Genomic DNA, 26,692 nt, shown 5'->3' with positions numbered 1-26,692 from the left:
ATACAGACAACACAAACAGATGCCCATTAATGTTATGATCGCGGATGATCATCCTTTGATTATCAGTGGCATTGTCGATTCGTTAAATTATGATGAGGAGATACTTGTCGTTGGCCGCTATATTAACGGCCAGGCACTTTTAACGGGTTTATCGATAAGGCAGGCCGATATACTATTGTTGGATCTTCTTTTGCCGGATATTGACGGCAGGGAACTGATACCTATAATTACCAATGAATATCCTTCGATCAGTATCATTGTCCTGACGGTAGTGGTGCTGCCTTCTGCAATAAGATCGGCTATGCTTGGCGGGTGCAAAGGATATTTATCAAAAGACACCGATAGTCAGACACTTTTGACCGCTATCCACACGGTTTATGATGGCGCAAAATTCATACAGCCTTTGCTAGCAACGCAAGCTTTGCTCGATGATAAAAAGGAACTTTCCGAAGTAAATATAACACCCCGCGAATGCGATGTATTACAGCTATTGGTGGAAGGACTTACGACACATGAAATATCGGAGAAGCTGTTTATCAGCTTTCGTACGGTTGAAAACCACCGGCAACACCTGTTGTTGAAATTTGGTGTCAAAAATGTTGCCAGCCTGGTTAGGGAAGCTTTGCTTCAGGGATTTTTCAAGAAGAATATGGACAAATAAAAGAAGCAAGATATTGCTGGCGATATCAGGAATGCGGGGCCATTGGATATATTGCTTACGCTATTGATTTCATTTCTTCCCGGAAATATTACAGTAGGGAAGAATGCGTTTTACGCTTCAGCGATCCTTTTCACACTTTCCAGGGCTGCTCTCCAACCTGCCAGCGCATCGTCAAAGCCGGCCTGGTCCAATGGCTGAGATAATTCTTCTTTGCCCGTCAATAGGGTAAAATCACCTTTTTCGTGGAATTCATAGGTAAGAACAGCCATTACGGCCTCGCTGCCGGGTTCAAACAAACTATGCTTTATGAGCCGCCCGGGCTCGAACGCCAGGAGTACACCACTGGTAAGCTTGCTCCCATCCGTTTTCTTAAATGCAAAGGGGCTGCCGGCCTTCCAGTCCGTATCGTAATAGCCACCCATTTGTTTGGTCACGTCCGGGTTGGTAAACACGCTCCAGACTTTGTCCAGCGGCGCATTGATCTCGATGCTGACGACAATGATCTTATTTTCCATATTACCGCTAAAGTAATACTTTCTCCTGGCCGCAGTATCGGAAACATGAGACAAGCTTCTCTATCCCAGATTCCTTTTTCCGGCAGATACTATTCCTTACGCGCACATCTCATTTCTTTTTATAGTCAGTCCCGGTCCATCTGCTATGATCCAGGCCAACTATTGTGCAAGGCACGCTATATACTGTCGGAAGATACAACAGCATATTGTCGGATTTTCCGGCAAAATGCTGGGGGTATATGCGTCTGAAGGGGCAAAATAAGGGCAAAAGCCGCATGGCATGATGTTTGGAACATTCTATACAGTGAGTGTGATACGATTCATGTGGCGCCGGCGCCCGTCACAATGAAACAGTAAGAGGGGAGATACGACAATAATAGTAACAAGGATAAAATTAAATGCGTTTACATATGATAGATACCAAGGAGCAAGCCTATTGTCCCATGCCCGCGCTGAGCCAGGTCTCCTTTCCTGGGCTTCCCAAAATCCAGGTGAACAAAAGAGAACGTTCGAATGCTGCAGCAACGGTCGCCCCCCGCGCTTCCTCGCGCATAAACTTCCTTATCCTGGCAGGCACCTTCCTTCTGATGTTTGCCGCGGTGTTCCTGGTCTATAAATTGCAGCCGCTCTTTGCGAAAGTGCAGCTGGAGCGGTTGAGCACTCCATGGGGAAAAGCGTTTATCGTTGTCTCCTTGTCTTTGCTGGGGTTAAGAATTGCCTTTCTCTTGTACCTGTTCTTACTGTCTCTGCGCTACAGATCGGTGTCCTCTGTTGCCAATGAGCTGTTGCCTACCTGCACCGTTATCGTTCCGGCATACAACGAGGGGGAGCTTGTATTTCAAACACTGATGAGCCTTGCCAACAGCGACTATCCGGAGGGGAAAATGCAGATCATTGCGATAGACGATGGTAGCGGGGACGATACCCGGGCCTGGATGAAAAAGGCAAAAGGTATCCTGGGCGACAGGCTTTCGATTTATCAGCAACTGGAAAATAAAGGAAAGCGGCAAGCCCTGCACCGCGGCTTTATGCTGGCCACAGGCGAAGTGCTGGTCACTGTCGACAGCGATTCCATTGTCGAAGAAAATACCTTGCGTAACATGGTCAGTCCGTTCGTGACCAATGCTAAATGCGGTGCTGTAGCCGGAAACGTACGTGTACTGAACAATAAAAAAGGGATCATACCCAAAATGCTCAATGTGAGCTTTGCCTTTAGCTTTGAATTTATCCGGTCTGCGCAAAGTGTTTTGGGGTCTGTGTTCTGCACACCCGGCGCCCTGGCTGCTTACCGGAAAGATGTGGTGCTCGCCTGTCTTCCCCAATGGATCAATCAGACGTTCATGGGCAAGCCTTCCGATATAGGAGAAGACAGGGCCATGACCAATATGATCCTGAAGCAGGGCTACCATGTATTGTTTCAGCGTAATGCCTATGTGCTTACCAATATACCTGAAAAATACAAGACACTGACCAAAATGCTTATCCGTTGGGAACGAAGCAATGTACGCGAGAGCATCATGATGAGTAAGTTTGCTTTCGGTCAATTCAGGGAGGGAAACAAAGCCGGTACCAGGGTGCTGCTGCTGGACCAATGGTCAAAACTAATATTGTCTTGTCCTATGGTATTGCTCATGTTGTTTTTCATACTGACACAGCCTCTTTTATTCTTTAGTGCCTCGCTGTCGGGTATACTGGTTTTTTCAAGCATTCCCATGCTGTTTTATGCCAGGCGTTACCATGTGGGAGAGTCTTTGTGGGCATATACCTACAGCATTTTCTGTACTTTTTCGTTATTTTGGATTACGCCCTATTCGATTGCTACCGTGGCACGAAGCGGCTGGCTGACGCGTAGCCTGCCCGGGAAAAAATAATTATGGTGCGCCCTGTTAAAGATATTTAAGCGACATTGCATGTAAAAGGCCTGGATTTTCCTGGTCTTTTTTAATTTTGACAATAGCTGCGGCAACAAATAGTATGGAGACAATACTTCTGGTCGATGATGATGTAACGTTCACGAAGATCGTAGAACAGTTTCTGAAAAGAAACGGTTATGTGATCGATACCTGTCATCGTGTTACGGAGGCAACCGTGCTGCTGCAGACGCGCTCCTATGCCTTGCTGTTGCTGGATTATCGCCTGCCCGATGGTACAGGGCTCGATGTAATGCGCATCGCGCAGCAACAAGCTCTCCGGATACCCGCTATTATCATGACCAGCTTCAACGATGTGAGAACTGCGGTAAAAGCGATGCAATCGGGTGCGCTGGACTACATCACCAAACCCGTAAACCAGGATGAATTGCTGATGTTGATACGGGATGCGATACAAGCCCAACATCACGCCCAGGGAACAGCTGCTGTCCAATCTTCCTTTGTTGAAGGGATAAGCCAATCCACCAAAAAGATACTTCAGCAGATCAGCCTCATTGCTCCAACGGATATGTCCGTTATTATTTATGGGGAAAGCGGAACCGGCAAGGAATATATAGCCCGGCAGATACATGAGCAGAGCCACAGATCTGGCAGGCCATTTATCGCGGTAGATTGCGGCACCATATCTCCCGAGCTGGCCCCAAGCGAGCTGTTCGGACATGTAAAAGGTGCTTTTACCGGTGCCCTGCAAAATAAAACAGGTAAGTTTGAAGAGGCCAACGGAGGAACGCTATTCCTGGATGAAATAGGAAACCTCAGTTATGAGGTGCAGGTAAAATTGCTGCGGGCTTTGCAGGAGAGAACAGCCTATCCTGTTGGCGGCAGTAAGATGATACGGTTTGATATCCGCATCATCGTTGCGACCAACGATGATCTCAAAGCTAAGGCCGGCAGGGGAAATTTCAGGGAAGATCTCTATCACCGGCTGAATGAATTCAGGATAGATGTTCAGCCCCTGCGTCAGCGTATGGAAGACCTGCCTTTATTTGTCGCGCATTTCATTAAGCAATCGAACGAGGCGCTTCACCGGAATGTAAGCCAGCTTTCCCCGGAGGTGGTGGAAATATTTGAAAAGTACGACTGGCCCGGCAATATCCGCGAGCTCAAAAATATCGTAAAAAGATTGGTGCTGCTGGCTGATGGCACTATTGCCGGCAAAGCCGATCTTCCCGAAGATATGCTTTTAGATCTGGAGCCTTCCACAACGCCTTTCAGCCCCGATTTGAAATTGGACCAGGAGCAAAGGGAGAAAGCATTGATCGAAAAGACACTTAAGGAAGTAAACTACAATAAGCTGAAAGCCGCCAGGCTGCTTAATATTAATCGTAGTACCCTGTACGCCAAAATGGAGAAATATAATATTCAGGGAAAGTAAATTCAGGATGATGGTATTGTCGAAAGGAAAGCCCGGAGCGCTTTGATGAGCTTATCGATCCCATCATGGTCAACCGTCTGGGTGTTTCTCACCAACAGCTCCATCTTCCTGATGTTCTGCCCCAGCTCCTTTTCGCCTATCTGGGCGGTCCTTCCTGCCAGGCGGTGTAGCATCATCGCTACCGCTTCCCCGTTTTCTCCGTCCACGGCCGATTGCAAATGAGCAATATCCTGCGCGGTTTCTTCCCTGTAGCATTGGAGTATCTCAATGTCCGGGTCTACCTGTTTTACAGGCCGGCCGCCATTGGCGTTTATATCGTTTATCGGGGCAAGTGTTGCGGGAAAGCTATGGCCGGTCCATTTATGGATCAAAGAGAGCAACTCCTCTTCCCTAAAAGGTTTCAGCAAAATATCGTTGAATCCATGGCGTAAGATCTCGTAGCGTTCTTCGGCAAGTGCCTGAGCCGTTACGGCAATCACAGGAATGCCGGCCGGGAAACTGTTCCTGATCTCATCATACAGTTGGAAGCCATTCTTGTGGGGCATTCTTATATCTACCAGGAACAAAGATGGATGTTGATCCGCTGCGCTATCGAGAAAAGATGCGACCGTATGAAAGCATTCGTAAGGAATATGATGCTTTTCCAGTATACGGCCACACAATTGCAGGATCAGCCGGTCGTCGTCTACAAGCCATACCGGGCCATTGGCGCTTCGTAAAGGCGCAGGTACGGGTGTCTTACGGGCAACGGAAGCGCCGGCTTTTGTATAGGTTATGCTAAAGGTAAAGCACGCGCCCTTTCCTGGCTCGCTCAGCAGCGAAATATGGCCGCCTTGCCCCTCTATCAGCGCTTTAACGATGCTAAGGCCCAGGCCGGAACCCTGGTATTGCTGTTCCGACGAAAGGGCTACCTTTTCAAACCGGTTAAAGATCACCTCCTGCATGTCCACCGGGATACCAGGACCGGTATCACTCACCTTAAAGGTAAAGGTTTCCGTAAGGGTATCGGAACTTGTGGTTGTTACCTGTAATGCTATTTTTCCTTCGGCGGTAAATTTAATCGCATTGCCAATGAGGTTAAGCAATATCTGCCTCAGCCGGAAAGGATCGCCTTCCAGAAAACCGTCTTCAGGAAGCGCATGCTCGTTTGAGATAAGGTCAATCCCTTTTTGCTCTGTAGGTAATCTCAATATAGCCAATACTTCTGATAGCAATTGCCGCATATTAAAGCGAACACGTTCAAACACAAATTTGCCGGAGCTGATCCGGTTGTAATCGAGTATTTCATTGATGATCTGTAGCAAATGCTCCGAGGAGTCGTGTATGATGGTAACATAGCCAGGGTCGGCCCGGTCTTGCTTCTTCATCTGCTCGGAATAACCGATAATGGATTGCAGCGGTGTCCTGATCTCATGACTCATATTGGATAAAAAGCGCTGCCAGGAAAGACTTTGCCATTCGGCGTCTTTCCGCGCTTCTTCCAGCAATTGACGATATTTATTGCTCCTGGTGATATCGCCCAACATGAGGAAAACGATGATCAGCAATACCAATAAAAAGAGGGAAAGAATGGCAAAAGTACGGTTCTTGCTTACCCCGATGCTATTCTCAGCTTTGTCATGGATCAACCCTGTTTGCCGTGTGATGTCCCTTTCTATTTCAGAAAGCAGATTGGTAATTTGATTATGAAAGGAGCTCTCGAAGCCATTCAGCCGGTTTTCCCTGTTTTTAAAGGTTTCCCGTCTTTGAATTTGTTCCTTATAAATTTCATTGAGGATCCGCTGTGTTTCCTGCGTAACGCTATTTCTCCGGACCTGGATAATGGTATCCACTTTATTGTTTTCATCCATCCGGATAACTTTATTGGTCTTTGGAACACTCTTTCTTTTTGATCCGAATATTTTCTTCCAAAGCCCTTTTTTTTCCTCTTGCTCTGCCAGCAGGACGGTATCAATTTGCGTAACGCTTTGGTTGCGCACATTGGAATAGACAAGGCTATCGATGGGCGCGCTTTCAATAGAAAAGAGGGAGTCCAGTATCCTGGCGCGATCCATCAGGGGATTGCTGTTGTTCAGCTTACGCCTGAAGTCGATATAATTGAGCAGGAATTTCTGCCTGATGCCCAATAGGCTGTCTACGGCGTTGATCAGGCTCACCTGGTATTTATTGGCAGCGCAAAGGCTTCTTAAGCTATCAGAGCTGCGCTTTAATTGCTGCGACTGCCGTACAAATTCATCGATGGAACGATCTGTAGTCAGCAGGTTCCGGAACGATTTTTCCGACTGATTCACCTCCAGTAAGACATTGTTAATGGTGATCAGCTTTTTGGTGGTATGAGACAAGTCGTCTACCGAGCTTTGTATTTCGCTAAAGGCGAACTGGTTGATAAAATAGGAGCTGATTAAAGCAACCAGACTGATAAGGAAGATCGCAAAGACCTTTTTTTTGATTGATGTTTTAAAACCTGTATTCATCCGGTTATTCGGTACTACTGAAGAAATCAATAATTCTGTAAATTCTGAAATTATTGAAATATTACTTATTCCTTAAGGCCCGCTATTGGCTGCGATCGGTGCAGCGCTTGGCACGAATTCTCGTTTGTAAATTTAGGTAAACCGCGGCAATCTTTGGGTTCATTTTTTGAGCGGAGTGCTATACAGCTACCGTCGGCCAAATGAAAGGAAGACGGGTGGGGGAAGAGCAAGGGAGGCTATGCAATTTGGGTTGTCCAATGATCATACCGCCCCTTTACTGCATGAAATCTGCAGCCATTCAAGTTAACTTTGAATTTTCACAACGCTAAACATTTACGTCTTATGAAGAGAAAAACATTGAATCTCGACAGAAAGCTTGTTTTAGTAAAAGAAATCGTCGATCAGCTGGATCGCCAAAAGCGGAATGCCATTGTCGGTGGCGCTACGGCAGGTTGCGGACCGTCGGCCGGTAGTCCTACTTATGATCCCAAGATCGGCTGTATAACCAATCCCTGCCCTGGTCGCAGGTGTAGTTAAGGAATACAGCAGCCGGTATGTAAAAGATACCGGCTTTGGCGTATAGTGCCCCCAAGCAGCAGTTGCTTTGAGGGCACTCTTCTTTTTTTAGGCATGGCTTCTACTCTGTAAAGATTGATCCGGGGGCGCCCCGGCAGGAATGATAGGCAGCCATAGCGTGCTCCGGCTTGAGAAAATAGCTGGAATCGTAAAAAAGGGAAATGATTACAAGTAAAAGGGAAATGTACGCATAACTGAGCCGGCCTGGTCGCCGCACCTTTGTGTCATCATTCTAAACGAAAACTTTCAAAAACAAACAAAATGGAAAATCAAACCAATTCCCCCGCAGTAAAGAACATCGTTTTGGTACATGGCGCATTCGCCGACGGCTCCGGTTACAAAGGTGTTTACGATACCCTTACCCGGCAAGGTTATCGGGTAACCGTAGTACAGAACCCGCTTACTTCCCTGCAGGACGATGTAACCGCTACGCACCTGGCGCTGGATAACCAGGACGGTCCCGCTATTCTTGCCGGTCATTCCTGGGGCGGCGCCGTTATCACGCAGGCGGGGAATCACCCTAAAGTTGCCGGCCTGGTTTATATTGCCGCCTTTCAGCCGGACAATAACGAGTCTGCATTGACATGGTTCCAGTCTGCTCCTCCCGCACCGGAAAATGGTGTGCTACCCCCCGATGACAAGGGCATCGTGTACTACGACCAGGAAAAGTATCATGCCGGCTTCTGTGGCGATCTGAGCAAAGAAGAAGCGGCGTTCATGTATGCTTCGCAAGGGGCTTTTTACGGCGAGTGCTTTGTAACGCCGATCACCGATGCCGCATGGCGAAACAAACCTACCTATGGAATTGTCGCTACCCAGGATAAAAGCATCAATCCCGATATTCAGCGGAACATGTATAAACGATCTGGTACCAGGGTGACGGAGATCGAGGGTAGCCATGTTGTTTACGTATCGCAGCCGGAAAAAGTTGCCGCCGTTATCGCACAAGCTGCACAGGAATTATCTAAATAAGAAGGATACCATTTATATCGTGGCCCTGTTTGCCCTGAGTGGCAAACAGGGCTTATCTTTTTACGAAATGAAAACCTGGAATGTACGGGCTTTGACCTTCCCCCACACCTTTTGTATTTTGAGTCACCAACGCCGGCAACAATCCGGTGACTGCATCAGTTAACGACCATTCATTCGACACGTAATGAGGCTCAAATTAAGGGAGGAAAACACGGGCGGGGAATTGCTGCTCTTCAAGGAGGAAGCAGGCTTCGACCGGCTGTGCTACAGCAGGGATAAGTTCAATAAATATTTTACCATCGCATGGAATCCGGGGGAAAACCGCCGGCTGTGTTTGTGGCGTGCGATAATTGCTCTTTGCCGGATGCATTGTCAACTCCGGGTTGGTACGGGTTTTCACGGGAAAATGAAAACAGGTGTTTCTACTCGTAATAAGCCAGGATACTCATGGTAAATTCGAAGTGCCAAACATCATTTTCTAACCTTCCGAAAAAAGAGTAGGAATAAAAAAACGCAAATGCCAGAATACATGACGCAGCCGATGCAAAGCGGCATTAAGAAAAAAGTGACCTATTACAGGAGGCAAACGGTGCCGCATCCCGATCATAAGGAAACAGGAAAATTTACACAAGACGCCATTGATACTTATTGCAAAGAGTTTAATGTCCAGGCCAGCACTGTAGAAAAAGGAACGTTCAAAAGCGGCCAGGGTGTCCCGGCCGGAGGTGAGCAAATATAAGCGGATAACTTTTGTCGAAAGGGTTATCTATAAATTAATGCCCCCGGGAATGCAGATATTTCCCGGGGGCATGTTTATGTGTAAGCGCTATCCTGGCATTTTGTAAATGAAGCGCATCGCCGGCATCAATCCAGAAAAGTTACAGCGCCTGTTTTAATATTGTAATAAGCACCCACGATCTTGATGGCGCCGCTATCTGCCATTTCCTTTAAGATCGGGCTTTTTTCTTTAATGGTCTTTATTGCATTGATCACGTTGTTCTTCAAAACATAATGTACGAATTCATCGTTCTTTGACGTTTTATCACCTGCAAAGTCTTGCGAAGCAACCACTGCCGGCCGTATATTGGCGAGCATAGCTGTTATATTGCCCAGCTTTACATCGTCGATAGCCGCTTTGATGGCCCCACAGGATTCATGGCCCAGGACAAGGATCAGCTTTGCGCCCATTACTTTACATCCGAATTCCATACCACCCAGCAGATCCGTATTCACGAAATTACCGGCGACCCGTCCCACAAACATATCGCCTATGCCCTTATCAAAAACATCTTCCACGGGTATGCGGCTGTCGATACAAGAGAGAATTACTGCTTTGGGAAATTGCCCGGCAGCTGCATTACGCACCATGGCAGAATGATCTCTCGCGGTGATATCACTGCTTACAAATCGTTCGTTACCTTCTTTCAGGCTTTTGATCACTTCATCGGGTGTCAATGCGGCTTGTTCTGCTGCCGTCAATACCCGTTCTCTTGGAGGTCTTGGGATCGTGATTGTTTGTGCAGTATCGTTAGTGTTCTTATCACTATTGTTTACCTGACCATTATTACAGGAAAGGAATGCAGGCGCCATAAACGCTACTGCTGCGCAGATCGGGAAAAGTTTGCTTTTCATTGTTGAGATTTTGGTTAAGGTTTGAAAATATTGACCCTAAAGATTTGGATTTATTATCATGCCTGCAACCCCATTTTCGTACCTCTTAACTTTACTAGTATTGTTTCAACATTCTGTAGCCGGCGGATCCTCACCGGATCATTTTCTGGCCGGCCGCTGTTCTTTTGCAAGCCTTTTATAAGGAAAGGTTTTGTAAGATCATTTTTGTTTCTTCCGGCATAGGCGCTTTTCTGAACACAAGAAAGAATAGCGTCTATCCACAGCAACTAGGCATAGAGCCGTCGTCAAGAGGAAATCGTAACGTAAAGTTTCCGGCATACCCTTTTGATAATCAATCCTGTCTTCTACTTTTGCATCCCAATAATGCCATCAGCGCATATTTAGAACCCAAACAATAAACCCCCTATCACATGGAAAACAAGTACCTGTTAGCATGTTGCGAAACAGAACAACAGCTATCGGAAGCTGTCAGATTAAGATACCTTGCCTATCACAATGCAGGGGCTATAGAAGAAAATGCAATGGCCGAATTCAGGGACAAATATGACCTGCTGCCCAATGCCGCAACCAGTATCGTATATGAGGAAGGTGCGCCCGTAGCATCGGTAAGGGCTTGTATCTACAGTAAGGCGCATGATTTTCTGCCGCTGCCGGCTTTTGAAGTGTACCGGCAGGAAATTGAGCAGGCGATAGACCTGGATAAAACCATCGTCGAATCCAACCGGTTTGTGATACACCCCGGGAAAGTCGACTCCAAGTATCTGTTCAAGATCCCGTTCCGGTTCATTATACTCAATGTACTAAAATTCAGAAGCGATTATATCCTCACCGCCGTTCGTCCCAAACATGTGCCTCTATACCGGCGCTTCCTTGGCCTGGAGCCTATTTCAGCGCCTAAGCAATATCCGGGTATCCATGTGGAAATGATCATGATGGCGGGAGCCTGCAATGAGCTGCTGCCGGTGGTGATGGATAAGGAGGAGTTGTTCCGGTTTACAGAGGAGGAGCTCGATAATTATACGTTTGCCGCCAGTCCCGCACTACCGGCTTTGAGCTATTAAGAAAACCTGCTTTGTCCGGAGTCGTTACAGGTGTGGTCTTCCAAGCCGATCATTCAAAAAGCAATTCGATTGATCGCTATTCAATTGAATCGAGTGGCTGTCTCTTCTGTTTGTGTAAGCAAGCAGGGGAGACAGCCGCTGTTCCTGACACAAGCATTATTGGGCGATCATCCTCAATTTGACGATCTGGTTACGCTGACGGGAAGGATTGAAGTTGTTATCGCTTACGAGGTACAAGACAGGATTGCCGTTCTCAGCCGAACCCCATGCCATTCCCTCCAGATTGTCTGGGGTAAAGGCTTTGTCTTTTGCGCTGAAAGTGGCATTGTCGTTGAAGTCAAACACAAGCTGCTTGGTTAAAATACGGCTACCGGCCGTTACTGTCGCGAGAAACAGCCGCACATGAGCGGCCTTCCCCTCAAAGCAGCGTTCCAATACCAGGATCTTATCTTTCCTGCCTTGTAGCGCCAGTATTTCGGATATGCCATTCCCGATGCTGCCATTAAAACCACAGCCGGCATCCAGGCAGCTGCATTTGTCGAAAGGGTACTGGTATTCGGTCCTGGCCTTGATATCGTAAGCACCATTGGTGCTGCTGTCGGGTGGAAAACAGTAAAAGGGTACCGTATACCCGCAGGATTGCTGATCGCCCGATTCACAAACGGCCCACAAGCGATTATCGCTGGTAAAGGTAATGCCTTCGATGCCCCGGTTGTCTGATGGAATAGGCTCTTCAAACAGGATATGGCCTTTCCCTGATTCGATATAGCCGATGCCTGTGTTATCGTCTCCTTCATAGCTGTAAAACAGCTTGCCCGATTGTTCGTTATAACGTACCGATTCAACACTGTTCTGCCCGAAGAAAACTGATGGCTCGTATACCTTGTCTGCCGCATCTATACGGAAGCTATAGCTATACTGGGTTACGCCGGCACTTCTCCTGTTGGGATAATGGTCGGAAACGAGATACAGTGAAGACTGTCGACCGGCTTTATGCTCCGGATTGCCCGGAGCCACCGCATCCGGTATCATCTCAATGGCAGAAATGCCGCCAAATTTCTCCTTGCAGGCGGCATCCACATATTCGCTGAATTCCTTTTGTTCGATGAGCTCAAATTTAAAACTGGTCTGCGCCCATAAAAAGCTGCCATACAAAGTGACCGGTAACAGGCATAGCCATTTCTTCATAAAAAGCATGTTGAGGGATTTTGGTTTCGCTTCGCAGTGCAAAATAGAGAAAGATTTCTTTCCGCAACAGGCAGCTTGATAAAACCGGTAGGAATACCAGATCGCTTAGGGTAAAACTACGGATCGTTACTGCTTTTACTGAATGGCTTTCCGTTGGGTATGCAATCGTCCCAGGAATGTTTGCACAGCCATAGCAAAGCGTTCCGGCTGGTCCATATGAAGGCTATGACCAGCATCCCGGATCTGTTCCCATTCAAGGCTTATACAAAGGCTTTGTAAGGCCTCAGCGACCGTAACAGAAACGACGCCCTTGTCGCCAAAGAGAAGCAGACAAGGTATGTCGATCTGGCTTACTATCGCGCTATAGTCGGGGTTGGGTGGGGTGAGCACATCAAAGGCGGCCATACTGGTTTGCAGCCGTGCGCGGCTAAACAATTCATGGTTTTCCGGCGAACGACCAGGATGCCGGCTGCATGCATCGGCGAGCACTTCTTCAAACGATTTACCGAGCATTACCCGGTGCTGCGTGGCAATATCGCTGTCACGTACTTCGCGTTGCCAACCGGGACTCAGGAAGCTTGGATCGGCTAAGACGAGCCCGCGGAGCAGGTTGGGCTTAAGGCTGGCTACTACTGCGGCCGTCATACCGCCCATGGAATGCCCTAGCAGGAGCGGCGTTTGAAGCTTTAAAGTATGGATGAGACCGGCAATATCATTGGCATGATCATCGTACCGGTAGCCGTAGTCAGGGACATCCGATAGCCCATGTCCCCTGGCATCGGGCATAATCACGTCATATTCCTGCTCCAAAGTGCGGGCCAAACCGGTCCAGCACAGGCCGTTCGTCATTAATCCGTGTAGCAGGATCAAGGGTGGCTTATCGCCGCCGGTTCGCGTATAGTGTATATTAATTCCGTTTGTTTCGCAGACGCCTGCGTGCCAGTTGGCCATCGTTTGTTTTTTGGTATACAATCGAGGGCAAAGTTAACCTGTTGTAGCAAATTACCTGACAATTATAGCCGCCGGCGATGGCAGTGTTTGACGCTTGTCCCAGGATACTGCCGGCAGGCAATAAGGGAGTAATTAAGCTTATCAAAATTTATATGTAGCCGTCAACTTCAGGAAAAAAGGTGTACCTGGTGTAAAATGTATCTCCGATACCGGCATCGTTTCGTTTCTTAACCGGGATTCGGTGTCAAATTGCGCCTCATTCCATTCCGTATTGAAAATATTCTGCGCCTGTATGCCAAACTCAAAAGATCGCAAAGTGTAGTTGATTGCGGCATCGAATACCGTATATCCTTTTGCGACTACGGTATTATCTTCATTTGCCGGACGGCTACCGAGGTGGCGGTAACGCAGGCTGGCGCCCCAATGGTCTTTCCTGAAGGTGAGCCCGCCGGTCGAGGTGATCCTGGCTGCAAGCGGAATGTAATTGTCCCCTTCGGCGGCATCCCTGGCGCGGGCATGCGCATAATTAAAGTCCACGTCGGCAAATAAATATTTCAATAGCTCATAACGTAAAGAAAAGTCTACTCCCAGCCTGCGCGTTCTGCCACTGGGTTCCACGATGGCCTCATCACCCACGTATACAAATTCCTGCTGCAGGTCGAGCATCCACAGGGCCCCGGAAAGCAATAGCTTGGGTATAGGTTTGATGACCGTACCCAGGTCGAAGGAATGTGCCATAGGCAGTACCTCTTTTCCTGCCTGTGCGACCACTACCCGTGTATCATTACTGTGAAAGCCCGTGCCGTAATTGAAGTAGAGCCGGCCCCGGTTACTGAAGTTATAGTACAGGCCGGCCTTGGGGCTGAGCCCATGGGTAGTATAGGTGCTGCGCGATGGTTCCGATGGTAGCTTGTTATTGTACCCGTTAATAAAGTAATCGAATCGCATACCGGCATTCAACACCAGTTGTGGCAGCAGGTAAAGTGTCTGGCCGGCGTAGCCATAGAGGTTCGTTTCGTCAATATCACCAAAAGCCAGTCGTTGCAGTACAATATCCTGGTTCAGCATATGGCTTAGCTCTGAATTGTTTGTATGATCATACCGGAAGCCTAAACCCGCTTCTGTAGTGGTTTTAAAGGAGCCTACACGATAATCGATTACATATTTGGCATTGTAGCCGGTGAACAGGCGTTTTTCCTTTTGCCGTATCCGGTCGCCATTTACGGGATCGTTCAGGAAAAAGGTAAAGTCGGAAAGCAGGTCAAAATCATAGTAGCCGGCATAGGCATTGCTTTTGAACAGGCTGTGATCGCTGATCGATTGCAGGTATTGGATATTGACGTGATAGCGGCTGGTATTGCCACCCTCGCCATCCAGTTCGCCAAAGCGGCCGATGATCCCTTCTGCCACGGCCCGTTCCGGTATCTGTCCTGAAGCATCCCAACGACTGCGGAAAGCAGATAACGTAATACTGAGCTGCTTGTCGGCCGACAATTGTGTTGTATATTTTCCTGTAAGGTTGATCCGGTTGAAATGCTGCGGTGCATCGAAGTAACCCCGGTTATAGCTATACTCCCCCGCAAGGTAAGCGCTGCTTTTACCCTCGCCCTGGCTGCTGTTGAGCAGGTTGATGGCTGCAGCGGTACGAAAATAGCCATACAGGCCGCCTTCCAGCTTTACAAAACTGTTTTCAAGATCATCGTAAGTCTTAAAAGCGGCAAATCCTGCAGTCGTAAAATTACCTTTATCCAGCTGGTAAGGCCCTTTGCCGAAATCGATCCGTTGCACCAGCTCGGGAATGAGGAAGTGCAGATCGGCATATCCCTGGCCATGAGCATGGGACACCATGTTGACGGGCACATCGTCAACGGTAACGTTGATATCGGTACCATGATCAATATCAAATCCCCTGAGAAACATCTGTTCTGCTTTACCGCCACCCTGGTGCTGTGCCGTGAAGAGTCCCGGTACCAGGCGCATAAAGTCCTGGGAAGTATTGAGCGGCCGCAATTTGAGGTCTATGTCGCTTATCGTGCTGAAAGGCTGCGCCTTCGCAGCATTGATCATAACTTCGTTGAGCTTGATGCCGGAAGCAAGCAGGGTAGCGACGATATCGGCCGACACACCCTCTTCTACATTGACTTCCTTTTCTACCGTTTCAAAGCCCAGGTGACTAATGACGACGGTGTGCGGACCGGGTTCTATATTGCGCAGCAGAAATTGGCCGAAGGCATTCGTTACGGCGCTGCTATTGCTTTGCAACACATAAATATTGGCCCCGTCCAGGGCCTTACCGGTCTTGCCATCGGTGATCTTGCCTCGTATGCTGCCGGTGTGGGCCAGCAGGCCAAAGGGCAAAAGAAGGGCTGCTGCAAAGGCTATAAGCCTTGCGGGGTATATTTTTGCCATGTTTTAGATTTAGGGCAGGTTGTTCTTAACCTGCGTAAACAATACGCGTTATTGTCCAATAGCCGGCTATAAGGGCTATGAGCAGGGAAGACGGAACGACGATCACTTTCCGGTACCAGTTTTTATGAGCAAATGAACGGGCTACAAGAAAATACATCAGCAGGATAATCGTTAGTTGCCCCAGCTCCACACCGATATTGAAACTGATCAACGCCGTAGCAAATGCATAAGAGGGCATGCCCAGGCCCGAAAGGGCACCGGCAAATCCCATACCATGCACCAGCCCGAAAATAAAGACTATGACCAGTCGCCAGGGCTTCACGCGTCGGGAAAAGATATTTTCCAGCGCCAGCAGTACGATGGATAAGGCGATCAACGGTTCGATAAGGGATGCCGGAGGCTGTATTACGCCATACATTGCTAACCCTAGTGTAAGGGAATGTGCCAGGGTAAACATGGAGGCCTGCAGCACGATCTGCTTCAGGTTATTGTTGAGGAAAAAGACACAAAGGATAAACAGGATATGATCGAGGCCCAGGGGGATGATATGCTGGTAGCCCAGCCCGAGGTACCGGACAAAAACCTGGTCTTTAGGCAAAGGATCGAGGTCATAGGAGATCACATGCGCCTGTGCTACAGCAACACAAGACAGCAATAGCAAAAGCAAACCATATCGCTTCTTCATAAGTCTGGCTTTAGTGGGCGATCTTACAGTTTGATAGATGATGCCGTTATCCTCGGGTCGATATAGGGTGATATGGCTGCGGCTTCGCTGCGGTATTGCATGGCCTTATCGCTGTTTCCTGCTGCTGCGTAGATCAAGCCAGCCTTATAGCTGAGCGTAGCATTTTTTTCCCTGGTGGTAAATACTTTTTCTGTATAGAGCGCTGCCTGCTTGTAGTCGCCCATTTTGTAGAGCACCCAGGCCATCAGGTCATTGGCGTCTATATTGTCGGGGCGCATGGCATAGTCGGCTTTCGCATGCTCCAGCGCCTTGGCCTTGTCGTCGAGATTGAGATAAGCCATGGCGAGCTCGCGGTGGCCGTTATGCTGTAAGGTTTTACCCGATTGCTCCCGTTCGCCCTGTTCCAATTGCTGCACCACATCTTTGTATACCTGCATCGCCTTTCCCTTGTCACCTTTAAGCAGGTACAGGTCGCCCAGGTAAGAAACGAAGGAGGCCTCGCTCATCGTCCTGATCGCATTCCGGGTATGGGCAATGGCCTCGTCATAGTGTTTGTCTGCTGCTGCTACACGTGCTAGCCCCATTTCTGCATAAGGGTAGCCGGCCCGGAACGATAAGACGGTATTGTAAATCATTTGTGCAGTATCCAGCTTACCTGCATTCAGATAAAGGTCGCCCCATTGCACGCGGGCCCATTCGGTACTTTCCATACCGGGCACGCCCGCTTCCACCGCCATACGCATGGCCTCGCGCGCACCATTATTGTCGCCGTGAAGCTGACGCAGATAGGCAGCCCTCGAATAAGAACGTAGATCGGGGCGTATGCTTAACATCTTGTCGCAGGCTTTTACCGCAGCATCATAATGGCCCATTTCCACATTGGCATCTACCAGTGCACCGCAGATACCGGCATTGTAATCATTGATCTTTTCGCCTGCTTCGGCTACCTCCAGGGCTGCTTTAAATTGATGCATATTCAGCAGCACGGCCGATTTGAGGCTGAGACCTTCAAACAGCAGGTTTTTATCAGAGGGATTGCCCTCTGTTACTTTATCCAGCATTTGCAGGGCTGCCCGGGCATAGTAACCGTTATTGCCTGTCAGGCGGCCTTCTGTAATGAACACGGTGGCCAGGCTCAGGTAAGGTTTCAGGTTGGCGGGGTTGGTTTTTAGGGCGGCGATCGCCTCGTCATAGGTTTTCCGGAGCTGTATATTTTCTTCCGGCAGGCCCGTCTTGGTTTCCCGGTCGAGCAACCGCGGTACCGACAGGCCTTCGCTCACGGTAACCTCCTGTGCTCCTGGACCCTGTTTGCAGGACACGGTGCCGATGACGTAGACAGCCAACAGACCGGTTACCAGGCATTTTTTATAGTTTGTAGTAATATAAGAGAACATAAAAATACTTTTGTGTGTGAAGTATTGCTTGGGAAAAAAAATGGCCGAAACCCGTACCGGGCTCCGGCCACTACTGTTATTTTACTTTAACTACTTTTACACTCCTGAATGTCTTGCCGTTTACAGTGATCTGTGCATAATAGGTACCTGCAGTAAGACCAGCGCCACTCCAACGTGTGGTGTACTCACCCGCAGGCTGGCTTCCTGCTTCTATCGTAGCGACTACGCGGCCTACAGGATCGGTAATGCGGATGCTTACAACGCCCTTGGCCGCCAGCTTATACTTCAGGTTCACCATGCTGCTGAACGGATTGGGGAAGGCAACCATGATCGCTTCCGGTGCGCCCATACCTACGCCGGCTATGCCTGTGCTGCCGGGACCGGTATAGCTATCGCCGTTGAAGCCGCGCCAGGGTTGCTGCACATAGGGGAAGCAATCCTGGAAAGTGGTATCGTTATGCGTTACACCTGCAGTAAAGCCCAGCACATTGCCCAGCTGCGCCGTTACGGGACTGCCACCGGTAAAATCGTCGTACCACAGGCCTATAGCGGCCAGGGCCACGCCGGATACGGCTTGCAGCTCAATCGTAGTCACATCGTCTTCGAGGCGCCGGCCGTTGGGGAACCCGTCCATATTGGGGATAAACTGCAGGCTGGCATCGGCATTATAAGCCGGGTCGGTAAGCCCAAGCACCGCTGCCTTGACAATGCCCAGTGAGCTGAAGTTGGGATCATTCCTGGGAGTAGCCGGTACGGCCATGTTGAGGCGAAGCGCATCGCTGAGCGTGGGCAGGAAGTTGTTGATGAACGGCTTGCCTGTTGCCAGCGGATCGCCGCCTTTGCCGGTAGCGAGTTGGTAAGGACGCAGGTTGGGTACGCCGGTATAAAAGATCGGTAATATATCCACGGCACGCGGACTGGTGTTGTTAGGGAGCAGGACGGTCCCGAAGGCGGCATCATCCAGTGCTGTGCCTGCTACGGCTGCTGTGTTTTTCAAAGCATATAAGCCGGAATGACCATTACGGAAGTCGAATGCGCCCAGGGAGTTGGCCTGGATGCGCAGGGCAGACAAGCCCGGTACGGCGCCGCCAAATTGCGAGTCATCCATATACAAGGCCAGCTCGGGATTGGAGAAATTAGCAGCGAAGGTAAGGTCGCCGGTATAAGGGTTGGTCCTGTTCCACAGGTCTTTGCTGCCGATAGGGATCACCGCTTCATTGGTAAGTGGCATGCCCAGACGGGATACCTGTACCCAGTCGCCGCTTACACCTGCGGGATCACCGTTATTACTCAGCGTCGTAATTTGCTGGCGGCTGGCCGAAGCCCATACACCGATCACGAAATCGGGGTCAAGGATATTGGCCGCCTGCGATACGGTTTTACCATCTTTCTGCAGCGTCGCTACGGGTACCTCGATCACGATGGAATGGCAATTGAATTTGGCCAGGCCATCCCGGGCTTGCGCTGAAGGGCGAAAGCCACCGGCATCGAAAGCGCCGCCGAGGTCAACGAAGAAGGGATCGTCGATGGGACCGCAGAATATCTTTTCACCGGTTGCAGGACTTTGTACAGCAGCCGTCATCAGGCTGCCATAATCGCTGCCCAGGCCCACGGTAGCATTATTGATGGAGCGGGGGCCTATATTGGGCGGGGGTACCACACCTGCTGTTACGATAGCAGTAAAGCTGGCGCCGCCATCTATGCTGCGCTCGCAGGTATAAGTGGTCTTTATGTTCTGCCGACCCAGCCTGATGTTGAAGAAGGTAGTGCCGTCCTCGTTCTCCCTGTGAAAGGTAAAGCGGTAAATGATATCATCGCCGGGGGTATTGGCATTGTTATCGATATGGATCTCATAGCGGATATTTTCGCCAAAGGTGTACCAGTTGGGACCTCCCGCCGGATGCTCAAAAGGGATATAGTTGGCAATCAGCACGATCTTGTTGGGATCGCAGGGACTTTTAAAGGCATACAGGTCAGTATTGTCGGCCAGGGGGTCATTGGCAATCAATGGCGCTTCCCTGTGCGACGAGGCCTGCAGCTCAACCTGCGGCAGGAGGCAGATCGCCAGCGCGGCCGCTATTTTATGGATATAGCTTTTCATGTTTTATTTTTTGATGAAAGAAGGAAGAGATCAGAACCGGGCCTGTAAGGTATAGTCGTAACCACGCCAGGGTTCCTGCACGTATGGGAAGGCCGCCTTAAAGGTGGTATCGTTATGGGTAACACCTGCCGTAAAGCCCAGGACATTCAGTAATTGAGGCGTTACGGGAGAAGTGGATGAAGGTGTATAGTCGTCGTACCAGAGCCCGATAGCGGCCAAAGCCACACCCGATACGGCCTGGAGCTCTATGGTGGTCACATCGTCTTCCAGGCGGCGGCCATTGGGAAAGCCATCCATATTGGGAATAAACTGGAGGGTAGCATTGGTGTTGTAGGCTGCATCGGTAAGACCCAGCACAGCGGCTTTAACGATTCCCAGGGAACTGAAGTTCGGATCGTTTCTGGGGGTGGGCGGGACCGCCATATTGAGCCGCAGCATATCGCCGAGGGTAGGCAGGAAGTTGTTGATAAATGGTTTGCCGGCCGCCAGCGGATTGCCCGCCTTGCCTGTTGCCAGCTGGTAGGGCGCCAGGTTGGGCACGCCGGTGTAGAAGATCGGAAGGATGTCTACCGCACGGGGGCTCGCATTATCGGGCAGCAGCACCGGTCCGAACAAGGTTTCATCAAAGGCCGTGCCGCTTACGGCTGCAGTGTTGCGCAAGGCAAAAAGACCGGGTTTGCCATTACGGAAATCATAGGTCTGCAAGGCGCTTTTCTGTATGCGCAAGGCGCCAAGAGCGGGAACCGCACCGCCAAATTGCGAATCATCCATATAAAGCGCGAGCTCGGGATTCTTGAAGAATGCGGCAAACTGTACGTCATTGTAGGGCGTAGTGGCGTTCCATTTGTCTTTAGTGCCCACCGGTATTACCGCCTCGTTGGTAAGGGGCATGCCGAGGCGTGAAACCTGTACCCAATCGCCGGAAGCGGTTGCTGTACCGTCGGCATTTAGTGTCTTTATTTGCATCCGGCTGGCAGATGCCCATACACCGATCACAAAATCGGGATCGAGAATATTGGCTGCCTGTCCGGCATCTTTACCATCCTTTTGTAACAGGCTTATCGGCACTTTGATCGCGATCGTATTGACATTATACCGTGCCAGGCCATCTTTGGGTGCATTAACGGTATTGCCTTCGGGGCGGAAATTGCCGGCATCGAAAGCGCCGGCCAGGTCTACAAAGAACGGATCATCGGCCGGGCCGCAAAACAAGGTTTCGCCTGTGCTGGCAGTGCCAATGGCATTTTGAACCAACGTTCCGTAAGAGGCAACGCCCAGGCCCACAGGCGTGCTGATGATGGAGCGGGGGCCTATATTGGGTGGCGGAACCACGCCATTGCTCAGTATTGTTGTAAAGGTATTACCGCCATCGGTGCTTTTTTCGCAGGTATAGTTTGTCTTCAGGTTCTGTTGTCCCAGCCTGATATTAAAGAAGGTCGTGTTGTCCTCATTGGTCTGGTTAAACGTAAAGCGGTAGGTAATATCGTCGCCGGTTGTTGTCGTTTTGTTCTTAATGTGGATTTCGTAACGGATGTTGGCGCCGAAGGTATAATAGTTAGGACCGCCTTCGGGTAGCTGAAAGGGAATATAATTGGCAATAATCGTCACGGTACCGGGGTCATCCGGGCTTCTGAAGGCATAGAGATCGGTGTTGTCGGCCTGCGGATCACTCGAGATCAGCGGCGCCTCTCTATGGCTGGATGCAAAGGCCGGGAGGCCTGCCGTCATCATGCACAGCAGGAAAGCAGCCTTGCGCACGTTCCTGGGGAAGAGTTGGCTTTTTTTCATAAGAATCCTTTTTTAAGCGTTTTGCTTTTGCTTATATACGGCCCGGTTTTTCAAACAGTTTTTAAGAAAAAATATAATTTATGTAATGAGCCGGCAACACAAAAAATACGATGGCCGCGGTCTGCGACCGGGAATCTTTTTGCTTAGCTTTGTTCATCATCTCTCAATACTTCAATCAATGAAAAAAGTAACAGGTATAGGCGGTATCTTCTTTAAATGCGCCGATCCGTCGAAAATGAATGAGTGGTATGCGACACACCTGGGCATACCGGCCACAGAATGGGGCGCCATGTTTCCCTGGCGCGAAAAGGATAATACAGAAAAGGAAGGCTATACCGTATGGAGCCCCAAACCTGCCGATACCCAATATTTTGAACCTTCGCAAAAGGACTTTATGATCAATTACCGGGTCGAAAATATAGAGGCATTGGTAGCCGATCTGAAGAAAGCGGGTATAACTGTGCTCGACGATATCGCTACTTATGAATACGGCAAGTTTGTACACATCCTCGATCCGGAAGGCAATAATATCGAGCTGTTTGAACCGGCTTAGCCCGCTTGGAACACAAGGCTGAAGTTATGGTAACAGACACCATGCTTGTTCCCGGGCAATAATTGTAGATTTAACCCCGGATCATTAATGGCGCTTGATATTTCCACATGATCCTGAATACGTGTATATTGCTTTCTAAAAGAGAGCCATGAAAAAGACAAAGATCAAAGCAGCAAAATTACAGCTGAACAAGGCCAGGATCGGTGGCCTGACCAATACAGAAAAGACTAAAGCCTTTGGCGGCGCTACGCCGCAATGGTCTGTCGATCCGCTTGGAGGTTGTTTTTCCGTTTCCGCCTGTGCTTCTCAATGGTGCGGCGAAGAACCCATGCCACCGATCGGCAATACCGGCTGCGTCGATTGTACGGTATGCCCGCGAACCTTTTAACAGCCGGCTGAGTAGCCTGGTTCATGACTATTCATTTGAGCAATACAGGCCTTCCCCCTAAAAGAGGAAGGCCTGTATTATTTTCAAAGCTTTTATCGCAGTATGGCTTGTTTTTGCCGCTCTTGGCGGCGACGCTGCAAAAGATTTACCACTTCGCCATGGAGGAGGCAAAACTTTAGATAAGGGGTACAAATGATGGCTTGAAATTCATAGGCGGGAAGTATTCTCCGCATGGCCGGTTGTTCAGCGATCCCTTTGCCTTTTGACAGATTTTTCAAAAAGAACCCCTGGCTGTGCCGTACAGCCAGGGGTAGGGTAATCCGGAAGCCTGAGTCTGTTAGTCTGATTCCGCGTCTATTAAGATACTTCCGGGGCTATTGCTGGTTACATCTGTATTCACCAGGGGTGGCTTGCTGCCAAACTTCCAGGTATTGTTGTCCGGGGCGCGGTCGATCAGCTTGTGATAAGGATCGATGCCGGCGCTCACGGGCTTTTCATTGACGATAAAGGTGAAGGTCTTTTCGGGCCTGTCCATTTTGATCCGCTGCAACAGCAGCTCTTTGCCTGTCTTGTCGCCTTTCGTTGCGCCTGCGCCAAATATGCCTACATCCATATAATCGGATACAGGTACTTTGGTGTTTTTGCCCAGGCTGTCTGCTCTGAATTTAGCCGAGCCCACAGTCAGGCTTACCAGGTATCGGCCATCGGCCTGCCGGGTATAGCTCAGGTCCTTTACATAATTTTCGTAGAGCGTGATGGTCTCAAACATGTCCCTGATAATGTATTTCAGGCTGTCGGGTGTTGCGGCCCGCAGGTAGTTCACAAATTCAATCGAATTGGTATAAGGCGGCTCCTGGAATTTATAGCGTTCCAGGTAAGCCCTTATTGCACCATTGAGTACATCTTCGCCCAGGTAGTCGCGCAACGCATACATAATCACGCTGCCTTTGTTGTAGTGGATATAGTCCTGGTTCTCGCACAGCATCAGCGGTACCTCTTTTTTGGCCTCAAAGGTCCTTCCCAGCAGGTACTTGTCCATTTCGTAGCGCAGGAACTTTTTCATGGCCTGCTTACCATATTCTTTTTCCATGACCATCAGTGCCGAATACTGGCTCATGGTCTCCGACATCAGCACGCTGCCTTGCACATTGCCACCGATCACCTGATGGGCCCACCATTGGTGTCCTACTTCGTGCGCCGTAATATAGAAAGGCACATCGATTTTTTCCGGGTCTTTCTCATCCACCCTGGCAATAAAGCCTACCGATTCGGAGAAGGGGATGGTATTGGGGAAAGACTGCGCAAAGGAAGCATAGCGGGGAAACTCCAGTATGCGCACCTGGCGGTGCTGGTAAGGACCAAAATTGGCGGTATAGTAATCGAGCGAGCGTTTGATGCCCTTGATCATCCGGTCGAGGTTATATTCATGGCCCTTTTGATAATAGATCTCGATGTTCACATCCTTCCATTTATCCCGCTTCACCTGGTAAGCGGCGCTCAGGTAGGCATAGAAGTTGAGGATGGGACTGTCCATCTTATAATGGAAATACCGGCGTCCGTTCTTTGTCCATTCCTGCTGCAGGTAGCCCGGGGCAACGGCAATCTGGTCTTCGCTGGTGCTAACCGTGGTCTCATAGCGGATCCAGTCGGCATCGTTGGAGATATACGTGTTCATTCGCGCGAGCGAATCGTTTACGGGCGCCATACGTGGCTTGGGCAACAGGCCGTATTTTTTACGGGCCTTGTTGGAGCCCAGCTCAGCATCAGGATTGTAGCCGATCGCCGGGAAGGTCATGTTGTTGAAGAAAGTGCCATTATACACCACATCTGTTTCGGTCCCGTCGTTTGTAAAGCCTACCGGCCGGTACCATACCTCGAAGTCGAAACGGATAGAGTCTCCGGGCTGTACGGGCTTGTTGAGCCGGAATACCCTGATGCCAAATTCCTGGTCGCTGATTATTGCAGTAGCAGGAACGGAAGGCTGCAGTTGTTCAAAGTGATAATAGCTCTTGCCTCCTCCGGGATAGTCGATGTATAATGTATCGACGGGTAGGGCATGCTTGTTCTTCAGGTAATAGTATCCTTTAACGTGTACGCTTCGCTCGTGGGGATAGATATCGACATCGGCCGTTGTAGACACGATGCGTAGCTGGGGTACCTGCTCAAAGGATTTGTATCTTTTCTCAAAGGCGGCCGTACGCGCTTCCTGCTCCTTGCCGGTGCGGTATTCGTTCAGTACTTTGGTATTGTAGTAAATATAACCGCCCGTACCCGCAGCGCAGGCCAGCAACAGGAATAAGGCGATACGGTAAGGCGCTTTAATGCTGCCTTTGGACAAGCGGTAGCGGGCCTTCCATCCTTTCTCCTTACCACGGGCGTACAGCATCAGGGCCAGCAGGCACAGGATCAGGATAATGCTCATCCAGTAGGTTTTGAACAGCATCCATACCTTAACGGTATGCCCAAAGCCGTTCATGTCGGAGTAGGGCATATTGGGTCCGCTGGAATTGAAATGGTAGAGCGCAAAATCCCATTCCAGCAAGTTGAAGATAATATTGGTGAACAGGATAGGTACCAGCGACAGGAAAAAGCCCAGGTACTTATTAGGGATCACGGTTTGCACCGACAGGCACAGGCCGGCCACCACCATGTCGGCCACCAGCAGCATCAGCGATTTTTCCAGGTATTGAAGCGGGTCGATGTTGTAGAAGCCCATGGTGAGCTGTATCATGATGCCGGTAAGCGACATGAGTAGCATCAGCAACGCCGTAACATAGAACAGGCTCAGGTATTTGGAGAAGAAAAGCACGGTGTTGCTTACCGGCGTAACCCCAATGAGCTCGTCGGTCTTGGTCTCCCTTTCCCGCCAGATCACGTTACCCGAGAGGAAAACGATCATCAGCAGGATAAAGAGCTGGAAGAAAGGCGAGGCCATTTCCAGGATCTGGTAGGTGACGGGGTAGGTTTCGGTGCCATAGATCGCCCCCATAAATCGGGCTACCATGCACATGGTAATAATGCCCAGCAGGGAAAAGATAATGAAGAAGGTGCTGCGGGTGATCTTGCGGAATTCGAAGCGGGCGAGGTAGAAGAGCTGCCGCCAGGTCTCGGCTGTCGAGAACCGCTGCTGCACTTTGGGCAACAGCGAAAGGGAATGCAGGGTGATCTGGCCCGAAACAGCTTCCTCTTTTTTACGGAATAAAGAAATAGGGCTGAGGAACTGGCTGAACCGGAAGCGGTAGAAGCTGAAGCCGGTAATGACTAGCGCAAGACCCAGCCATAGCGCGCGATTGTGGAACAATACGCCTTCCAGCGGAATCATGCGGTGGTTTTGCTCGTCGGGCGTCCAGTATTGGGTGAGGTATTGCAGGGCTTCTGTGCCGAAGGGCTCCCACAGGGCGGCTGTAGCCTTATTGTCAAGGTCGGCGGTGATATTGTCGGTAATGGTCCTGATCACGAGCAAAACAATACAGAACAGGTAGGCCGAGAGTGTGCTCCGGGTAAAGGTGGTGATAGAAAAAATAATGATCCCCAGTAACAGGATGTTGGGCAGGGTAAACAAAAGGAAAGGCTCCAGGTAATTCATGAGTCGGAAAGGTCCCATAAAGGGAGTACCCATGCCGAATAAGCTGCCGATCCAGTAGCCGATCACCTGCGCCGAGAAGACGAACAGCGCCGTTATGAGCACCGACAGGAACCGGCCGAAGAAATAGCCCGTTTTGCTTATCGGTTTTGTAAAGTACAGGGGATGCGTATTGTATTCGTAGTCCTTCTGGATACCGGTCGCCATCACGGCCACGAGGATCACGCTGTTGACCAGCCCTAGTATACCGCTGTTAAGGCTTACAATAACGCCCGCCACGGCCATAGCCGAGTTGCTCACCAGGTTGGTGTCGCCGGCGGCAACGTTGAACACGCCTGCGGCGGCCAGCCCCAGCAGAAGCATAAGGATAAAGAAGATACCGAAAAAGATATACGTCTGCGGTTTCCTGAAGTTCCGCTTCAGGTCAAATAGGAAGATCTCTTTGAACATGGCGC

Annotated in this window: 20 protein-coding genes; 9 read left to right on the top strand and 11 right to left on the bottom strand. The window is 49.7% G+C overall.

Annotation, left to right across the window (positions count from 1 at the left end):
- Positions 1-34 precede the first annotated feature (34 nt).
- Positions 35-661, top strand: a complete 627-nt coding sequence (locus DZK30_RS15085; RefSeq protein ID WP_162903114.1) for a LuxR C-terminal-related transcriptional regulator — start codon at positions 35-37, stop codon at positions 659-661.
- A gap of 110 nt (positions 662-771) precedes the next feature.
- Here DZK30_RS15085 and DZK30_RS15080 read toward each other — a convergent pair whose 3' ends face one another.
- Complete coding sequence (locus DZK30_RS15080) at positions 772-1,176, bottom strand: SRPBCC family protein (protein WP_118974965.1); 405 nt, start codon at positions 1,174-1,176, stop codon at positions 772-774.
- A 410-nt stretch (positions 1,177-1,586) separates the two neighbouring features.
- On the opposite strand from DZK30_RS15080, the gene DZK30_RS15075 reads away from it, so the two are divergent.
- On the top strand, positions 1,587-3,047 hold the full coding sequence (locus DZK30_RS15075; RefSeq protein WP_205529460.1) for a glycosyltransferase family 2 protein: 1,461 nt from the start codon (positions 1,587-1,589) through the stop codon (positions 3,045-3,047).
- Positions 3,048-3,150: 103 nt separating this feature from the next.
- Positions 3,151-4,482, top strand: a complete 1,332-nt coding sequence (locus tag DZK30_RS15070; protein ID WP_118974964.1) for a sigma-54-dependent transcriptional regulator — start codon at positions 3,151-3,153, stop codon at positions 4,480-4,482.
- A 2-nt stretch (positions 4,483-4,484) separates the two neighbouring features.
- On the opposite strand, the gene DZK30_RS15065 is transcribed toward DZK30_RS15070, so the two are convergent.
- Complete coding sequence (locus DZK30_RS15065) at positions 4,485-6,956, bottom strand: ATP-binding protein (RefSeq protein ID WP_118974963.1); 2,472 nt, start codon at positions 6,954-6,956, stop codon at positions 4,485-4,487.
- Positions 6,957-7,298: 342 nt separating this feature from the next.
- On the opposite strand from DZK30_RS15065, the gene DZK30_RS25870 reads away from it, so the two are divergent.
- The 3 genes from DZK30_RS25870 to DZK30_RS15055 all read left to right on the top strand — a co-directional run bounded on the left by DZK30_RS25870 (position 7,299) and on the right by DZK30_RS15055 (position 9,243).
- Positions 7,299-7,493 carry a class I lanthipeptide gene (locus DZK30_RS25870; protein ID WP_162903113.1) on the top strand — a complete coding sequence of 65 codons (195 nt, stop codon included), beginning with the start codon at positions 7,299-7,301 and terminating at the stop codon, positions 7,491-7,493.
- A gap of 300 nt (positions 7,494-7,793) precedes the next feature.
- Complete coding sequence (locus DZK30_RS15060; protein WP_118974962.1) at positions 7,794-8,504, top strand: alpha/beta hydrolase; 711 nt, start codon at positions 7,794-7,796, stop codon at positions 8,502-8,504.
- Positions 8,505-9,021: 517 nt separating this feature from the next.
- A complete protein-coding gene (locus tag DZK30_RS15055; RefSeq protein WP_118974961.1) occupies positions 9,022-9,243 on the top strand; it encodes a hypothetical protein in 222 nt (73 codons plus the stop codon).
- Positions 9,244-9,368: 125 nt separating this feature from the next.
- Here DZK30_RS15055 and DZK30_RS15050 read toward each other — a convergent pair whose 3' ends face one another.
- Positions 9,369-10,136 (bottom strand): carbonic anhydrase family protein, encoded by a 768-nt coding sequence (locus tag DZK30_RS15050; protein WP_205529459.1) that lies wholly within the window; start codon positions 10,134-10,136, stop codon positions 9,369-9,371.
- A gap of 410 nt (positions 10,137-10,546) precedes the next feature.
- On the opposite strand from DZK30_RS15050, the gene DZK30_RS15040 reads away from it, so the two are divergent.
- On the top strand, positions 10,547-11,197 hold the full coding sequence (locus tag DZK30_RS15040) for an N-acyl amino acid synthase FeeM domain-containing protein (RefSeq protein WP_118974959.1): 651 nt from the start codon (positions 10,547-10,549) through the stop codon (positions 11,195-11,197).
- A 156-nt stretch (positions 11,198-11,353) separates the two neighbouring features.
- On the opposite strand, the gene DZK30_RS15035 is transcribed toward DZK30_RS15040, so the two are convergent.
- The 7 genes from DZK30_RS15035 to DZK30_RS15005 all read right to left on the bottom strand — a co-directional run bounded on the left by DZK30_RS15035 (position 11,354) and on the right by DZK30_RS15005 (position 21,713).
- Positions 11,354-12,385 (bottom strand): esterase-like activity of phytase family protein, encoded by a 1,032-nt coding sequence (locus DZK30_RS15035; RefSeq protein WP_162903112.1) that lies wholly within the window; start codon positions 12,383-12,385, stop codon positions 11,354-11,356.
- Between the two features lie 135 nt (positions 12,386-12,520).
- Positions 12,521-13,336, bottom strand: a complete 816-nt coding sequence (locus DZK30_RS15030) for an alpha/beta fold hydrolase (RefSeq protein ID WP_118975256.1) — start codon at positions 13,334-13,336, stop codon at positions 12,521-12,523.
- A gap of 141 nt (positions 13,337-13,477) precedes the next feature.
- Positions 13,478-15,745 (bottom strand): TonB-dependent receptor, encoded by a 2,268-nt coding sequence (locus DZK30_RS15025; protein WP_118974957.1) that lies wholly within the window; start codon positions 15,743-15,745, stop codon positions 13,478-13,480.
- Positions 15,746-15,770: 25 nt separating this feature from the next.
- Positions 15,771-16,430 carry a HupE/UreJ family protein gene (locus tag DZK30_RS15020; RefSeq protein WP_205529458.1) on the bottom strand — a complete coding sequence of 220 codons (660 nt, stop codon included), beginning with the start codon at positions 16,428-16,430 and terminating at the stop codon, positions 15,771-15,773.
- Between the two features lie 23 nt (positions 16,431-16,453).
- Positions 16,454-17,824, bottom strand: coding sequence for a tetratricopeptide repeat protein (locus DZK30_RS15015; protein WP_118974956.1), 1,371 nt, complete (start codon positions 17,822-17,824; stop codon positions 16,454-16,456).
- 76 nt (positions 17,825-17,900) lie between these two features.
- The gene (locus DZK30_RS15010) at positions 17,901-19,925 is read right to left on the bottom strand and encodes a DUF4331 family protein (protein WP_118974955.1); all 2,025 of its coding nucleotides are present in this window, start codon (positions 19,923-19,925) and stop codon (positions 17,901-17,903) included.
- A 30-nt stretch (positions 19,926-19,955) separates the two neighbouring features.
- Complete coding sequence (locus DZK30_RS15005) at positions 19,956-21,713, bottom strand: DUF4331 domain-containing protein (protein ID WP_205529457.1); 1,758 nt, start codon at positions 21,711-21,713, stop codon at positions 19,956-19,958.
- A gap of 178 nt (positions 21,714-21,891) precedes the next feature.
- Between DZK30_RS15005 and DZK30_RS15000 the strand changes: the two genes are divergently transcribed.
- Both DZK30_RS15000 and DZK30_RS14995 read left to right on the top strand, forming a co-directional pair.
- Positions 21,892-22,266 carry a VOC family protein gene (locus DZK30_RS15000; protein ID WP_118974954.1) on the top strand — a complete coding sequence of 125 codons (375 nt, stop codon included), beginning with the start codon at positions 21,892-21,894 and terminating at the stop codon, positions 22,264-22,266.
- Between the two features lie 148 nt (positions 22,267-22,414).
- Positions 22,415-22,654 (top strand): hypothetical protein, encoded by a 240-nt coding sequence (locus DZK30_RS14995; protein WP_118974953.1) that lies wholly within the window; start codon positions 22,415-22,417, stop codon positions 22,652-22,654.
- A 337-nt stretch (positions 22,655-22,991) separates the two neighbouring features.
- On the opposite strand, the gene DZK30_RS14990 is transcribed toward DZK30_RS14995, so the two are convergent.
- Positions 22,992-26,687 carry an ABC transporter permease/M1 family aminopeptidase gene (locus DZK30_RS14990; protein WP_118974952.1) on the bottom strand — a complete coding sequence of 1,232 codons (3,696 nt, stop codon included), beginning with the start codon at positions 26,685-26,687 and terminating at the stop codon, positions 22,992-22,994.
- Between the last annotated feature and the right edge of the window lie 5 nt (positions 26,688-26,692).

Origin of the sequence: Taibaiella koreensis (assembly GCF_003545715.1) — a bacterium.
Lineage (GTDB): Bacteria > Bacteroidota > Bacteroidia > Chitinophagales > Chitinophagaceae > Taibaiella > Taibaiella koreensis.
Note: the sequence above shows the minus strand (reverse complement) of the source record. Positions and strands in the feature narration are given on the sequence as shown.

What these genes read in the sequence shown, in the direction of transcription:
- DZK30_RS15080 (WP_118974965.1), bottom strand. Translation starts at nt 1,176, where the DNA reads ATGGAAAATAAGATCATTGTCGTCAGCATCGAGATCAATGCGCCGCTG.
- DZK30_RS15070 (WP_118974964.1), top strand. Translation starts at nt 3,151, where the DNA reads ATGGAGACAATACTTCTGGTCGATGATGATGTAACGTTCACGAAGATC.
- DZK30_RS14990 (WP_118974952.1), bottom strand. Translation starts at nt 26,687, where the DNA reads ATGTTCAAAGAGATCTTCCTATTTGACCTGAAGCGGAACTTCAGGAAA.
- DZK30_RS25870 (WP_162903113.1), top strand. Translation starts at nt 7,299, where the DNA reads ATGAAGAGAAAAACATTGAATCTCGACAGAAAGCTTGTTTTAGTAAAA.
- DZK30_RS15035 (WP_162903112.1), bottom strand. Translation starts at nt 12,385, where the DNA reads ATGAAGAAATGGCTATGCCTGTTACCGGTCACTTTGTATGGCAGCTTT.
- DZK30_RS14995 (WP_118974953.1), top strand. Translation starts at nt 22,415, where the DNA reads ATGAAAAAGACAAAGATCAAAGCAGCAAAATTACAGCTGAACAAGGCC.
- DZK30_RS15055 (WP_118974961.1), top strand. Translation starts at nt 9,022, where the DNA reads ATGCCAGAATACATGACGCAGCCGATGCAAAGCGGCATTAAGAAAAAA.
- DZK30_RS15050 (WP_205529459.1), bottom strand. Translation starts at nt 10,136, where the DNA reads ATGAAAAGCAAACTTTTCCCGATCTGCGCAGCAGTAGCGTTTATGGCG.
- DZK30_RS15010 (WP_118974955.1), bottom strand. Translation starts at nt 19,925, where the DNA reads ATGAAAAGCTATATCCATAAAATAGCGGCCGCGCTGGCGATCTGCCTC.
- DZK30_RS15065 (WP_118974963.1), bottom strand. Translation starts at nt 6,956, where the DNA reads ATGAATACAGGTTTTAAAACATCAATCAAAAAAAAGGTCTTTGCGATC.
- DZK30_RS15040 (WP_118974959.1), top strand. Translation starts at nt 10,547, where the DNA reads ATGGAAAACAAGTACCTGTTAGCATGTTGCGAAACAGAACAACAGCTA.
- DZK30_RS15000 (WP_118974954.1), top strand. Translation starts at nt 21,892, where the DNA reads ATGAAAAAAGTAACAGGTATAGGCGGTATCTTCTTTAAATGCGCCGAT.
- DZK30_RS15075 (WP_205529460.1), top strand. Translation starts at nt 1,587, where the DNA reads ATGATAGATACCAAGGAGCAAGCCTATTGTCCCATGCCCGCGCTGAGC.
- DZK30_RS15025 (WP_118974957.1), bottom strand. Translation starts at nt 15,745, where the DNA reads ATGGCAAAAATATACCCCGCAAGGCTTATAGCCTTTGCAGCAGCCCTT.
- DZK30_RS15020 (WP_205529458.1), bottom strand. Translation starts at nt 16,430, where the DNA reads ATGAAGAAGCGATATGGTTTGCTTTTGCTATTGCTGTCTTGTGTTGCT.
- DZK30_RS15060 (WP_118974962.1), top strand. Translation starts at nt 7,794, where the DNA reads ATGGAAAATCAAACCAATTCCCCCGCAGTAAAGAACATCGTTTTGGTA.
- DZK30_RS15005 (WP_205529457.1), bottom strand. Translation starts at nt 21,713, where the DNA reads ATGAAAAAAAGCCAACTCTTCCCCAGGAACGTGCGCAAGGCTGCTTTC.
- DZK30_RS15085 (WP_162903114.1), top strand. Translation starts at nt 35, where the DNA reads ATGATCGCGGATGATCATCCTTTGATTATCAGTGGCATTGTCGATTCG.
- DZK30_RS15015 (WP_118974956.1), bottom strand. Translation starts at nt 17,824, where the DNA reads ATGTTCTCTTATATTACTACAAACTATAAAAAATGCCTGGTAACCGGT.
- DZK30_RS15030 (WP_118975256.1), bottom strand. Translation starts at nt 13,336, where the DNA reads ATGGCCAACTGGCACGCAGGCGTCTGCGAAACAAACGGAATTAATATA.